The following is a 13,277-nucleotide window of genomic DNA, read 5'->3' as shown; positions in this document are numbered from 1 at the left end:
TTGAACATGCTGTATTCCCACGACCATCAACGATCAATCAGTACCGCTGTGCAACCGGAGCTGTTTCATAACGCTCTGATGGCGTCTCGCTACGCATTGCCGTCCAAACCGGCGCTGAGCAGCGCGCGATCCGCTCGCCAGCCGGAGTCAGAGGACGCCTTCAGCGAGATTCGCCTCAATGGCGCGCCCAGGCAGTGCCTGCAGTGGCTTGCGCCTGTTCTGCGCGATCTCAGCCAGGCAGACGCGCCAGGCTGGCTGACGCTACTCGATCCGCCGGAAACCGTGAGTCATCAATGGCTGCGCAACGCCGGGTTGAATCCGGAGCGGATACTGATCGTGCGATGCAAACCGGGAATGGACAGCCTCGACCTGTGCTGTGAACTACTCAGCCTGGGCTGCAGCCATACCGTGGTCAGCTGGCTGACAACGGATGGCCATAATGGACGGGCCAGCCGCCTGTTGCGCGCAGCGGCCGGCAAGGGTCATTGTCAGAGTCTGAATGTGTGTCTGGATAGCTGCATGGCGGCCTGAAAGCGGCCACGGCAGATCAATGCAGGATATGGTCTTCGGCGTAGGGCTCGCCTTCTTCCATCACCTGACCAGCTACCTGCATACCGGCGCTGATCATGGCCTTGGCGACCTCGATGTAGTGACCCTGCAGGAAATCGCGGGCGTCAGAGGAGAATTCGATAACCACAAGTGGATCGTTTTCTTCATTGGAGCGCCGCAGAGCTACCTTGCCGTTTTCCAGTTCCACTATTTCCAGAAATGGTGAAGAAGGCATCATTGGGTCTCCTGTAGATTGGCCGCGCAGTTTAACACAATGCCGCGACCAATCGCAGGGCTGCTACCACTCAACCATACCTTCCCGGTAACAGTTCACTCGCTCGGTCAATGCCGCATGGGCCTCACGGGCGTCTTCCAGGGACCAGTCACGCGAGGGTCTGGCTGCGCTGACGGCAATCAGATCGTCAGACGGGGCCTTGCTCTCTTCTGGCTGTGGCGGCAGATTCAACGCTGCCCAGCCGCGCAACAGTCGGCCCAGCCAGCTATCAGGCGCCTGCGCCAACTCAGTCAGCTCAGCCAGCTCGGGACCGGGGAAACGGGCCGATGTCTGCGGATCGAGCATCTGGTCCACCGAACGCACCTCAAGCAAGGGCCAGCGATAGCGGTCAGCGACCTCATGGGCCACCGCCAGAACCGTGCGATGCAGGTGAAACAATGCATGCTCGCGGTGATATCGCGCCATGGTGATGGCTGACAGCGCATCCGACGTCTCGGCTTCGGACCAGGCCTCGATCGCCAGACGGGCAAAATACAAAGCCTGGTTAGTGCGGGTATAGACTTCATTGGCCATGGCTTGACCCTCAGCTCTTCGGTTTCGGTCGCTTGTCGTCCTCGACCCAGCGTTTGCCGTCATGATAGGCGCGCCATCCGGTAGGCTTGCCCTCGACTTCGCTCTGCACGTACTGCTCCTTGGTCTTGCGACTATAGCGGATCACTGTAGCCACGCCATCGGGATCCGCTACCGGCGCCTCGAGCAGGAAATGATACTTGGGATCTATCTCCTTGCGATGCGGGAGCAGTTCCTTGACCAACGGAGCGCGGGTCTCGCGATTCTTCGGGAACTGGCTGGCGGCCAGGAACATGCCCGATGCGCCATCGCGCAATACATAGACGTCATCGACCTTTTCACAGGCCAGTTCGGGCATCGGCACCGGATCCATCTTCGGCGGCGCTGCCTCACCGCTTCTCAGCAGCTTGCGGGTGTTCTTGCATTCGCTGTTGGTACATCCGAAATACTTGCCGAAACGCCCGGTCTTGAGCTGCATCTCACTGCCACACTTGTCGCACTCGAGACGCGGACCCTCGTAACCCTTGATCTTGAATGCGCCCTCTTCTATTTCGAAGCCGGGGCAGTCCGGATTGTTCCCGCATACGTGCAACTTGTGCTGCTCGTCCACCAGATAGCTGTCCATCGCGGTGCTGCATACCGGGCAGCGGCGCTTGTTGCGCAGCACCAGGGATTCGCCTTCCTCGTCATCGGTAGCCACTTCATTGCCGGGCACCAGATTGACCGTGGTCTTGCAGCGCTCCTTGGGCGGCAGGGCATAGCCCGAACAGCCGAGAAAGACACCGGTAGAGGCCGTGCGGATCATCATCGGGCGCCCGCATTCCTTGCACTTGATATCGGTCAGCGTGGGCTCGTTGGAACGCATGCCCTTGCCTTCTTCGGCCGACTCGGCGGCGCTCAGCTTCAGGCTGAAATCCGCGTAGAAATCATCCAGTACCTTTTTCCAGACCACACCACCCTGGGCCACTTCGTCCAGCGATTCTTCCATCGTCGCGGTGAAGCTATAGTCCATCAGATTCGGGAAGCTCTCTGCCAGGCGCTCGGTGACGATGTCGCCCATCTTTTCGGCATAGAACCTGCGGTTATTCTGCGAGACGTAGCCGCGATCCTGGATTGTCGAAATGATAGAAGCGTAGGTAGAAGGCCGGCCGATGCCGCGCTTCTCCAGCTCCTTGACCAGATTCGCTTCGGAGTAGCGCGCCGGAGGCTTGGTAAAATGCTGCTTGGGGTCGAGCTTCTGCAGCGCCAGGTTGTCCTTGACCTTCATGTCGGGCAGCACTTCGTCTTCGCCACCCTTGCCCTGTTGCGGCATCACCCGGGTATAACCGTCAAACTTGAGGATACGGCCCTTGGCGCGCAACTCGAAGTCTCCGGCATTGACGGTGATCAGCGTCGAGAGGTACTGCGCGGGCACCATCTGGCAGGCCAGGAACTGGCGCCAGATAAGCTCGTAGAGCCGCTCGGCGTCCTTCTCCATGCTCTTCAGGTCGCCAGTCTTGAGCTTGACGTCCGAGGGCCTGATCGCTTCGTGGGCTTCCTGCGCGCCTTCCTTGCTGCTGTACATGTTGGGTTTTTCAGGCAGGTACTTCTCGCCGAAATTCTTCTCGATGTAGCCCCGCGCCATTGCAATTGCATCGGCCGAGAGGTTGGTCGAGTCGGTACGCATGTAGGTGATGTAACCCGCTTCATACAGTCGCTGGGCCATCATCATGGTTTTCTTCACCCCAAAGCCCAGGCGCGTGCTCGCTGCCTGCTGCAGGGTGGAGGTGATGAATGGTGCGTTGGGCTTGGAGCTAGTCGGCTTGTCTTCACGCTTGGCAACCGTGTAGTCAGCGTCCTTGAGCACATTCAGTGCAGCATCGGTCTCGGCCTTGTTCACCGGCCGGAAATTATTACCGTTATGCTTGGCGACTTCAAAACGCACAGACTGGCTCTGGGGCGTGTCCAGCAGCGCGTGTATTTCCCAGAATTCTTCGGGTATGAATGCGCGGATCTCGCGCTCACGGTCCACGATCAGCTTCACTGCAACTGACTGCACGCGACCGGCCGAGAGTCCACGGGCGACCTTTTGCCAGAGCAGTGGCGACACCATGTAACCGACTACGCGGTCGAGGAAGCGGCGGGCCTGCTGGGCGTTGACGCGGTTGATATCCAGTTCGCCGGGCGTGGCGAAGGCACCCTGGATGGCTTTTTTGGTGATCTCGTTGAACACCACTCGCTTGTAGCGGCTTTCATCACCACCAATGGATTCGCGCAGGTGCCAGGCAATCGCCTCCCCTTCGCGGTCCAAGTCCGTCGCGAGATAGATGGCGTCGGCATCCTTGGCCAGACGGCGCAGTTCCTCGACGACCTTTTCCTTGCCCGGCAGGATCTCGTAGTGCGCTTTCCAGCCGTTCTCGGGGTCGACGCCCATGCGCTTGACCAGCTGCATCCGGGCCTTGGTCTTCTTGTCCACTTCGGGAGCGGCGGAGGCTGCCTTGCGGCCGCCCTTGGCTTTGCTGTCGGTCTTGCCACTACCGCTGGTGGGCAGGTCGCGGATGTGACCGATGCTCGATTTCACGATGAAATCGTTACCAAGATACTTGTTGATCGTCTTCGCCTTGGCGGGAGACTCAACAATGACCAGTGCTTTTCCCATGGGTAACTGTATTCCTAGCTCTATCGAATCTGGATGCCCTGTTGGGCAAAGAGTAATGCGCCGCGGCGTCTGGAAGCCTGCACAGACCCACGGAGGGCCAGAGCCTACACGTCTTCGCTGATAAAGGTAAAGCGTGGCGTAGGCTCGCCGTCAAGCACGACGCTGCCGGCAAACATGTCCAGCGGCCGCACCCACAGATCAAAATCCCCGTATAACGTGCGGTACACCACCAGCGATTCTTCTGTCTCGGAGTGTGTCGCCACACCCAGGACCTGATAGTCCTTTCCTTTATAATGGCGATAGCGGCCTGGCTTTAGTGACATGGTTTGCTCCTTGGTTGTTTAAGACTTTACACAGCGCTCTACAGGTTAGCGCAGAGTGTCGAGCTGATATTGATTCTGCATCTTTTGTCCTCGGCGCAAGCCCTACCCCACAAACAAAAACCGGGGCACGAGGCCCCGGTTTCTGGTCACACCACAGCCGTATCAGACACGCTCGAATACGGTAGTGATGCCCTGCCCCAGACCGATACACATGGTCGAGACACCAACAGTACCGCCATTCTGCTTCATCACGTTCAGCAGAGTGCCGGAGATGCGGGCGCCGGAGCAACCGAAGGGGTGACCCAGAGCGATCGCGCCGCCGTGCAGGTTGACCTTGGCTTCCATCTTGTCCAGCAGCTTGAGGTCCTTGAGCACAGGCAGGGCCTGGGCAGCAAAGGCTTCGTTCAGCTCGACGAAGTCGACGTTATCCATGGTCATGCCAGCGCGCTTGAGCGCTTTGTGGGTAGCCGGAACCGGACCGTAGCCCATGATTGCCGGATCAACACCGGCAACAGCCATGGAACGGATAACCGCCATTGGCTCAAGACCCAGGGCCTTGGCGCGCTCGGCAGACATCACGATCATGCATGAGGCACCGTCAGTGATCTGCGAAGAAGAACCGGCTGTCACGGTACCGCCCTTGGGATTGAATGCCGGCTTGAGGGCCGCCAGGCTTTCCAGGGTAGTCTCGGGACGGATGGTCTCGTCTTGTGTGAACACTTTCAGGAAACCGTCAGCATCGTGGCCGTGCATCGGGATGATTTCATCCTTGAAGCCGCCATTGAGGGTTGCCTTGTGCGCCAGCTGGTGCGAACGCAGGGCGAACTGGTCCTGCTGCTCACGGCTGATACCGTGCATCTTGCCCAGCATTTCCGCAGTCAAACCCATCATGCCGGACGCTTTGGCAGCGTACAGGGACAGGCTCGGGTTCGGATCAACACCGTGCATCATGCTCAGGTGACCCATGTGCTCGACACCACCTACCACGAACACATCGCCGTTACCGGTCTGGATCGCTTGGGCGGCAGTGTGCAGCGCGCTCATGGAAGAACCACACAGACGGCTCACGGTTTGCGCGGCGCTGGTGTGCGGGATCGGCGTCAGCAGGGAGATCATGCGGGCAACGTTCCAGCCCTGCTCCAGGGTCTGGTTTACACAGCCCCAGATCACATCTTCCACTTCTGCGGGATCAATTTTCGGGTTACGTGCCAGCAGACCGGTGATCAGGTCAGCGGACAGGTTCTCGGCACGAACGTTACGGTACATGCCACCCTTGGAACGGCCCATCGGGGTGCGGCCGAAGTCGACAATAACGACGTCTCTCGGATTCAGGCTCATAGATTCACTCTCGCTCTGTGCGTTCCGCGGTTAACCGAAGAATTTCTGGCCGTTCTTGGCCATTTCACGCAACTTCTCAGTCGGCGTGTACATGGGACCAAACTCGGCGTACTTGTCAGCAATGGCCACAAACTCGGCCACACCCAGGGTGTCGATATAGCGCAGCGCACCACCACGGAAGGGCGGGAAGCCGATACCGTAGATCAGACCCATGTCGGCGTCGGCAGCACTTTCAACGATGCCATCTTCCAGGCAGCGAACGGTCTCAAGGCACAGCGGAACCATCATGATCTCGATGATTTCTTCGTCGGTGAACTCGCGGTTCTCCTGCACGACAGGCTTGATCAGCTCGTAGGACTGCGGATCGACAACCTTCTTCGGCTTGCCCTTCTTGTCCATCTCGTACGCGTAGAAGCCCTTGCCGGTCTTCTGACCCAGGCGGCCTTCTTCGTACATGATGTCGGCTGCAGTGCGCACGTTTTCAGCCATGCGATCGGGATAGCCTTCAGCCATTACATCACGGCCGTGGTGCCCGGTATCCAGACCTACAACGTCAAGCAAGTAAGCCGGGCCCATGGGCCAGCCAAACTTTTCCATAACCTTGTCGACGCGCTGGAAGTCGGCGCCCATGTTCACCAGGCGAGCAAAGCCGCCGAAGTACGGGAACAGTACGCGGTTGACCAGGAAGCCGGGGCAGTCGTTGACGACAACCGGGGTCTTGCCCATCTTCTTGGCGTAGGCAACGGTGGTAGCAACGGCTTTCTCGCTGGACTTCTCGCCACGGATAACTTCAACCAGCGGCATCATATGCACGGGGTTAAAGAAGTGCATACCGCAGAAGTTTTCCGGACGCTTGAGCGCCTGGGCCAGATAGGTGATGGAGATGGTAGATGTGTTGGAAGCGATGATCGCATCTTCACGCACGTGACCTTCTACCTCAGCCAACACAGCGTGCTTGACCTTGGGGTTCTCGACAACGGCTTCAACGACGATATCGACATTGCCGAAATCACCGTAGGACATGGTCGGACGGATCGCATTCAACGCCTTGGCCATCTGGTCCGGCTTCATGCGGCCCTTGGCAACGCGGCTACCCAGCAGCTTGGCTGCCTCGTCCAGACCCATCTGGATGCCTTCTTCGCGAATATCCTTCATCAGGATCGGCGTGCCCTTGGAGGCAGACTGGAAGGCGATACCGCCACCCATGATGCCCGCACCCAAAACCGCAGCCAGCTTCACGTCAGCAGCCTTCTTGTCATACTGCTTGGCCTTGGCTTTCAGCGCCTGATCGTTCAGGAACAGACCGACCAGAGCTTGGGCAACCGACGTCTTGGCCAGCTTGGCAAAACCAGCGGCTTCGATTTCCAGTGCCTTTTCGCGGCCATGGGCAGCGGCTTTCTGGATAGTCTTGATCGCTTCAACCGGGGCCGGATAGTTCGGGCCGGCCTGACCAGCCACGAAACCTTTAGCCGTTTCGAACGCCATCATCTGCTCAATGGTGTTGAGCTTGATCTTTTCCAGCTTGGGCTGACGCTTGGCCATGTAGTCCAGCTCGCCACTGATGGCACGCTTGACCAGATCCAAAGCAGCTTCCTTGAGCTTGTCATCGGCAACAACGGCATCGACAGCACCCATTTTCAGGGCCTTGTCCGCGCGGTTCTCTGTACCGCCGCAGATCCACTCGATGGCGTTATCGACACCGATCAGACGTGGAGTACGTACGGTACCGCCGAAGCCCGGGTAGATGCCCAGCTTGACTTCCGGCAGACCGACCTTGGCACTGGCTGCCATGACACGGTAGTCACAGGCCAGGCACATTTCAAAACCGCCACCCAGCGCCATGCCATTAATAGCAGCAACGGTGGGGATTTTCAGGTCTTCAACGGCATTGAAGATCTTGTTGGCCTCGAGGCTGCCGGCGACCAGATCTGCCTCGGGCAGTTGGAAGGAATCGACGAACTCATTGATGTCAGCGCCGACAATGAATACTTCCTTGCCGCTGGTGACGATGAGGCCCTTGACGCTTTTATCGGACTGGATGGCCTCGACGGCAGCTTGCAGCTCCGCCAGGGTCGCACGATTGAACTTGTTGACAGACTCGCCCTGCAAATCGAACTTGAGCTCGACGATGCCGTCTTCAAGGGCTTGAACCGTGATGGCTTTACCTTCGTAAATCATCAACTGATCTCCACGCTGTGTAAGCACTTGAGAAAAAGCAAATCCGGCAGTGTCCGCAGCACAGGCTGCGGACACTGCCGGAGGATGCCATGATAGTTCCCGGGGGGCGTTTGTTCGGGGTGAAATTCGAACAATTCATACGCTCGTTTGATTCGGGTGCGCACACCTTCGTGCAAATCCGAACTGTTGTCAATCGGGAGCGCGCATAGCGCAGCCGGGAAAGAGTGATAAGAAATTCTTTATAACCGATATTTATACTTATATAACAATAACTTGAAAACACTACAGAGAACCGGTCGAGGACGCGCTCAGTCAGACATCCTGTGTCTGCCGCAGCGGCGCCAGGGCCTTATCCAGGTCGTGCAGGGTATCAATCGACTCCGGCTCTATCCAGTACACCAGAACCGAGAAGGACTGCCGATCAATGCGTTTCACAATCTCCGGCAGCGCATCGAGCACCGGCTGAACCGACGCCGCATCCGGGTTGCCAAGCAACCAGCGCCACTCCTGACCGTCTCGCTCACAGCTGAACTCGTGCTGCATCGGGCAACGCTCAAGCGACTGCCTGTAACCGACGCAATGTTCAAGCAGTGCACCCGGTTCGCCTTCGGGCTGGCGCTCGACCCGGTATCCGAGCTTGCGTGCCTCCTCGCGCAGGCGTTGAATGTGCAGCATACGACCTCGGGGCAGCAGCTTCAGAAGATTCGCAACCAGAATGGCTGCCACTATTGCGACTATCGCCCAGGTCACAGGTCCCCCCGCTGCGCAGCCGCGCGCTCAGCAGGATGGACTGCGCGGCAAAGACTGTTACTATCGGACTGAAAAACAGGAGAAACCTGCATGCTCTATTCCCACGTATTGGTCGCGGTCGACCTGATCGATGAATGCCGTTCGGTAGCCGACCATGCCATGGCATTGGCCAAGGCACTGGATGCCAAACTGACAATTCTGCATGTAGTGGAGCCTCTCGCCATGGCCTACGGTGGCGACGTGCCGATGGACCTGTCGATGTTGCAACAGCAACAGTTCGATCAGGCCAAGGAGCGGATGCAGGCATTTGCCGGCGATTATGGCCTACCGGAAGAACACCTGCAGATCGCATTCGGTCATCCCCGGCATGAAATCCACCGCGTATCGACCGAACAGAACTGCGACCTGATCGTCGTCGGCAGCCACGGCCGTCATGGCCTGGCGCTGCTACTGGGCTCCACCGCCAACGACGTCCTGCATGGTGCGCCCTGTGATGTGATTGCGGTGCGGCTGGGGAAGAAGGACAAGAAATAGCGAGTAGCATCACCTCGTCATAATGCTCAACCCCGCTTCCTTAAAAGCAAAATGGATCCCCGCGTTCGCGAGGATGACGTTTGGGTAGAGACCGGAGGCCGGACTCACATCCGTGCCGCCTTCCTACTCCGTCATTCCCGCGAAAGCAGTAATCCAGGCAGTGTCCCGGCCGTGCTCCCTGCTCTGAACCACCCCTCGTCATTCCGGCAAACGCGGAAATCCAGGCGATGACTCGGCGTTGCCCCGCTCTCTGCCACAACTCTGTCATTCCCGCTAAGACAGGAATCCAGGCAGTGTCCCGGCTATGCCCCCTGCTCTGAACCACCCCTCGTCATTCCCGCAAATGCGGAAATCCAGGCGATGTCTCGGCGTTGCCCCGGCTCTCCGCCACAACTCTGTCATTCCCGCGAAGGCAGGAATCCAGGCAGTGCCCCGGCTGTGCCCCTGATCTGAACCACCCCTCGTCATTCCCGCGAACGCGGGAATCCATTTTGACGTGGCTCTGCCGGGCGTTAGCTCGAGGGCTACCCGCCAGCAATATCCTCCAGCTCAGCCCAGCGCTCCATCGCCTTGTCCAGCTCGGCTTGCTTGGCTGCCATCTTGTCCAGCACCGCAGTGGTCTTCTCTGGCGACTGCTGATAAAAGGCCGTTTCGTTGACCTGGGCCTGTAACTCGCCGAGTTCCAGTTCGAGCTTTTCCATCTGCGCCGGCAAGCTGTCCAGTTCACGCTGCAACTTGTAGCTCAGCTTGACCTTCGGCTGCGCCGGTGCGGCTGGCGGAGCGCTGGCGGGGGCCACGGTGCCTGACTCGATGGCGGGTGGCGCAGGGGTTTCGGGGGTGTCCGGTGCCATTGCACCGGAATCCCATTCGGCGAGCGATTCGACCTTGCCGCCCTGGCGCAACCAATCGGCGTAACCGCCGACGTATTCACGCACCTTGCCGTGGCCTTCGAACACGAGCGAACTGGTGACCACGTTATCCAGGAATGCCCGGTCGTGGCTTACCAGCAGGACGGTGCCATCAAAGCCGGCGAGCACTTCTTCCAGCAGTTCCAGGGTTTCCACGTCCAGGTCGTTGGTCGGTTCGTCGAGCACCAGCATGTTGGCGGGCTTGCTGAACAAACGGGCCAGCAGCAGACGCGCACGCTCACCACCCGATAGCGCCTTGACTGGCGTGCGTGCGCGCTCCGGGGAAAACAGGAAGTCACCCAGGTAACTGATCACATGACGACGCTCGCCGTTGATCTCGATGAAATCGCGACCTTCAGAAATATTGTCGATTACCGTCTGTTCCAGATTCAGCTGAGCGCGCAACTGGTCGAAGTAGGCGACCTCCAGCTTGGTGCCGTGCTTGACGGTACCGCTGGTAGGCTCAAGCTGGCCCAACAGCAGTTTGAGCAAGGTACTTTTGCCCGATCCGTTATTGCCGATCAGACCGATCCGGTCACCGCGCATCACGTTCAGATTCAGATTGCGCACCAGCGGCACGTGACCCGGCCAGGCAAAGCTGACGTTATCCAGTTCAATAACCCGCTTACCAGAGGAATCGGCCGTCTCCAGCTGGAAGCTGGCCTTGCCCTGACGCTCCAGACGCTGGGCGCGCTCGTTGCGCATTTCCTTCAGCGCACGCACGCGGCCTTCGTTACGGGTACGCCGGGCCTTGATGCCCTGGCGGATCCAGACTTCTTCCTGGGCCAGACGCTTGTCGAACAACGCGTTGGCCGTGGCCTCGGCGGCGAGCTGCTGCTCCTTGTGCTCGAGAAAGCTGACATAGTTGCCCTGCCAGTCGATCAACTGACCGCGGTCCAGCTCCATGATGCGGGTGGCCAGGGCCTGCAGAAATTGCCGGTCGTGGGTAATAAAGAGCACGGCGCCGCGAAAATCGAGCAGCACCTGTTCCAGCCAGGCGATGGTATGGATATCCAGGTGGTTGGTCGGCTCGTCCAGCAGCAGCACATCGGGCTCGGCAACCAGCGCCTGAGCCAGCAGCACACGCCGGCGCCAGCCACCGGACAGCTCGGACATCTTCTTGTCGGCGGGCAAGCCCAGTCGGGTCAGGGTAGTCTCGACCAACTGATCCAGGCGCCAGCCGTCCTTTGCTTCCAGCCGCTCCTGTACCTTCTCCAATTGCTGCAGCTCGGCATCACCCATGTGACCGGTAATCAGGTGGTGGTACTCCGCGAGCAGATCACCGACGCCAGCCAGACCGGCAGCGACCACGTCATAGACGATGCTGTCATCCGCCTTGGGCAGTTCCTGGGGCAACTGACCGATCTTCAGGCCCGGCGCATACCAGATCTCACCTTCATCGGCAGGCTGTTCCCCGTTCAGCAGCTTGAACAGGCTGGACTTGCCGGCTCCGTTGCGTCCGATCAGACACACGCGCTCCCCGCGATCGAGCTGGAAGCCTACCTTCGTCAGCAGCGGATTGAGCCCGTAGGCCAGAGATACATCGGTAAACGAAAGCAGCGCCATATAACACCTTTTGATTAATCAGGGCGGCATTCTACCTGCTGCAGCCAGGCGCTGCATGCCATAGTTGAACACTTTGTCTGCGAGCCCTATGACGCCGGTGCACAAACAGCTAAGCTAGAAATTCGTTGCGTGAACCTCAGTTGAACGCACGCCTGAATATTCCATTTCTTGCCCTACCTCGCTCGAGACCCATGATGCAGCTTTCTTTCTTCGCGCCACTGAAATCGCTTTCAGCCCTCCTGCTGGCTGGCCTGCTGACAACCAGCCTGCCCCTGCAGGCTGATATCCAGCAGCAGCGCAAGACCTATGACCAGGCCATGGCCGCCCTCAAGGCAGGCCAGCAGCAGCGTTATGAAAACCTGCTGCCAGCCCTGCGCGACTACCCGCTGTATCCCTATCTGCTGCTGGAGTCCCTGAAGCAGCGAGTCGAGACAGCGTCGCATCAGGAAATAGAGAGCTTCCTGGTATCCCACGGCGACCTCCCCTTCGCCCAGCGGCTAAAGAATGACTGGCTACGCCGCCTGGTACGCGAGAACCAGTGGAGCCTGCTGCGCGAGCATTATGACGCCAGCAGCCAGAACGCCGGCATTTCCTGCCAGTTGGCGCTACAGAGCTGGCGCGAGGGTAATCAGACGACCGCAATGACCCAGGCGGCAGAGCTGTGGACCGTAGGGCGCTCGCAGCCCAACGAATGCGATCCGTTATTCGACCGTTGGCGCGACGCCGGCGGACTGACCGAAGATGTTGCCTGGGCGCGCATCCGCGAGGCCCTGCTCTATCGCCAGGACGCGCTGGCCCAGTATCTGGTGCGTTACACGCCCGGCCGGACTGCCCTGGCTGAGCTGTTCGTGGAGACCGCAACCAAACCGCACGGACTGGCCCAGAGCGAGCGTTTCCGCCCCGGTGCCGGCAAACCAGCCGACAAGCTGGCCGACATCGCCACCGTCTCCCTGCGCCGCTTGAGCCGCGACGACCCGGCAAAGGCCCTGGAACTCTGGCCGCAATACCGCGACCTGCCCTACCAGGAGGCAGACCGCCTGGCGATCACCCGCGACATTGGCGTGCGCATGGCTAAACGTCACGCGCCCGAGGCGCTTGCGTTCATGGCCGCCAATGACCCCGAAATGATCGACGACCAGATTACCGAGTGGCGCATCCGCCTGGCCCTGCGTACCGGCCAGTGGCAGACCGCGCATGCACTCACCCGCAACCTTCCCGCCACCCTGGCCGAGCAAAGCCGCTGGCGCTACTGGCAACTGCGCAGCACCCAGCTGGCGCGACCGGAAGTGGGCGAACTGCGTGAGGAATACCGTGACCTGTCGAACGAACGGGACTTCTACGGGTTCCTGGCTGCAGAGCGCAGCGACCAACCCTACGCCCTGCGCCATCAAACGGCGCAGGTTGATCCAGCGGTATTTGCTCGTGTCAGCAAGACCGCAGGCATTCGCCGGGCCCGGGAATTCTACGCCCGCGGCCAGGTGGTCGATGCCCGCCGGGAGTGGTACCACGTGGGCACGATATTCAGCCGGGATGAGCTGATTGCCCAAGCAGTCATGGCCCGGGAAATGGAGTGGTACTTCCCGGCGATACGCGGCATCAGCCTGGCGCAGCACTGGGACGATCTGGATATCCGTTTTCCGATGGCCTATCAGGAGCCGATTCGCGCCCAGGCGGCCGCACGCCAGCTG

General features: G+C 59.6%; 11 protein-coding genes. 3 read left to right on the top strand and 8 right to left on the bottom strand.

Features of this window, described 5'->3' with window-relative positions; genetic code table 11:
- Positions 1-6 precede the first annotated feature (6 nt).
- Entirely contained in the window at positions 7-531 is a 525-nt protein-coding gene (sulA, locus tag ABYA88_RS03060) for an SOS-induced cell division inhibitor SulA (protein ID WP_373185414.1), read from the top strand.
- A gap of 16 nt (positions 532-547) precedes the next feature.
- On the opposite strand, the gene ABYA88_RS03055 is transcribed toward sulA, so the two are convergent.
- The 7 genes from ABYA88_RS03055 to ABYA88_RS03025 form a co-directional block, all read right to left on the bottom strand.
- Positions 548-784, bottom strand: a complete 237-nt coding sequence (locus ABYA88_RS03055) for a hypothetical protein (protein ID WP_373185413.1) — start codon at positions 782-784, stop codon at positions 548-550.
- A gap of 63 nt (positions 785-847) precedes the next feature.
- Complete coding sequence (locus ABYA88_RS03050; RefSeq protein ID WP_373185412.1) at positions 848-1,357, bottom strand: DUF6586 family protein; 510 nt, start codon at positions 1,355-1,357, stop codon at positions 848-850.
- A 10-nt stretch (positions 1,358-1,367) separates the two neighbouring features.
- Positions 1,368-3,992, bottom strand: a complete 2,625-nt coding sequence (topA, locus tag ABYA88_RS03045; RefSeq protein WP_373185411.1) for a type I DNA topoisomerase — start codon at positions 3,990-3,992, stop codon at positions 1,368-1,370.
- A gap of 104 nt (positions 3,993-4,096) precedes the next feature.
- A complete protein-coding gene (locus tag ABYA88_RS03040) occupies positions 4,097-4,315 on the bottom strand; it encodes a DUF1653 domain-containing protein (protein WP_373185410.1) in 219 nt (72 codons plus the stop codon).
- A 162-nt stretch (positions 4,316-4,477) separates the two neighbouring features.
- On the bottom strand, positions 4,478-5,653 hold the full coding sequence (gene fadA / locus ABYA88_RS03035) for an acetyl-CoA C-acyltransferase FadA (RefSeq protein WP_373185409.1): 1,176 nt from the start codon (positions 5,651-5,653) through the stop codon (positions 4,478-4,480).
- 30 nt (positions 5,654-5,683) lie between these two features.
- Positions 5,684-7,831 carry a fatty acid oxidation complex subunit alpha FadB gene (fadB, locus tag ABYA88_RS03030; RefSeq protein WP_373185408.1) on the bottom strand — a complete coding sequence of 716 codons (2,148 nt, stop codon included), beginning with the start codon at positions 7,829-7,831 and terminating at the stop codon, positions 5,684-5,686.
- A gap of 312 nt (positions 7,832-8,143) precedes the next feature.
- The gene (locus tag ABYA88_RS03025; RefSeq protein ID WP_373185407.1) at positions 8,144-8,581 is read right to left on the bottom strand and encodes a hypothetical protein; all 438 of its coding nucleotides are present in this window, start codon (positions 8,579-8,581) and stop codon (positions 8,144-8,146) included.
- 90 nt (positions 8,582-8,671) lie between these two features.
- Between ABYA88_RS03025 and ABYA88_RS03020 the strand changes: the two genes are divergently transcribed.
- Positions 8,672-9,115: a universal stress protein gene (locus ABYA88_RS03020; RefSeq protein ID WP_373185406.1), complete on the top strand. Its 444-nt coding sequence runs from the start codon at positions 8,672-8,674 to the stop codon at positions 9,113-9,115.
- A gap of 524 nt (positions 9,116-9,639) precedes the next feature.
- Here ABYA88_RS03020 and ABYA88_RS03015 read toward each other — a convergent pair.
- A complete protein-coding gene (locus ABYA88_RS03015; protein WP_373185405.1) occupies positions 9,640-11,589 on the bottom strand; it encodes an ATP-binding cassette domain-containing protein in 1,950 nt (649 codons plus the stop codon).
- 191 nt (positions 11,590-11,780) lie between these two features.
- Between ABYA88_RS03015 and ABYA88_RS03010 the strand changes: the two genes are divergently transcribed.
- Positions 11,781-13,277 (top strand): lytic murein transglycosylase (locus tag ABYA88_RS03010; protein WP_373185404.1); only part of this gene is annotated, 1,497 nt, incomplete at its 3' end.

It is taken from the genome of Halopseudomonas sp., from assembly GCF_041579695.1.
Classification (GTDB): domain Bacteria; phylum Pseudomonadota; class Gammaproteobacteria; order Pseudomonadales; family Pseudomonadaceae; genus Halopseudomonas.
This window is presented reverse-complemented; position numbering and strand designations above follow the sequence as displayed.

Coding starts and splice junctions, on each gene's coding strand:
- ABYA88_RS03055 (WP_373185413.1), bottom strand. CDS start 784: ATGCCTTCTTCACCATTTCTGGAAATAGTGGAACTGGAAAACGGCAAG.
- sulA (WP_373185414.1), top strand. CDS start 7: ATGCTGTATTCCCACGACCATCAACGATCAATCAGTACCGCTGTGCAA.
- ABYA88_RS03040 (WP_373185410.1), bottom strand. CDS start 4,315: ATGTCACTAAAGCCAGGCCGCTATCGCCATTATAAAGGAAAGGACTAT.
- topA (WP_373185411.1), bottom strand. CDS start 3,992: ATGGGAAAAGCACTGGTCATTGTTGAGTCTCCCGCCAAGGCGAAGACG.
- fadB (WP_373185408.1), bottom strand. CDS start 7,831: ATGATTTACGAAGGTAAAGCCATCACGGTTCAAGCCCTTGAAGACGGC.
- fadA (WP_373185409.1), bottom strand. CDS start 5,653: ATGAGCCTGAATCCGAGAGACGTCGTTATTGTCGACTTCGGCCGCACC.
- ABYA88_RS03050 (WP_373185412.1), bottom strand. CDS start 1,357: ATGGCCAATGAAGTCTATACCCGCACTAACCAGGCTTTGTATTTTGCC.
- ABYA88_RS03020 (WP_373185406.1), top strand. CDS start 8,672: ATGCTCTATTCCCACGTATTGGTCGCGGTCGACCTGATCGATGAATGC.
- ABYA88_RS03015 (WP_373185405.1), bottom strand. CDS start 11,589: ATGGCGCTGCTTTCGTTTACCGATGTATCTCTGGCCTACGGGCTCAAT.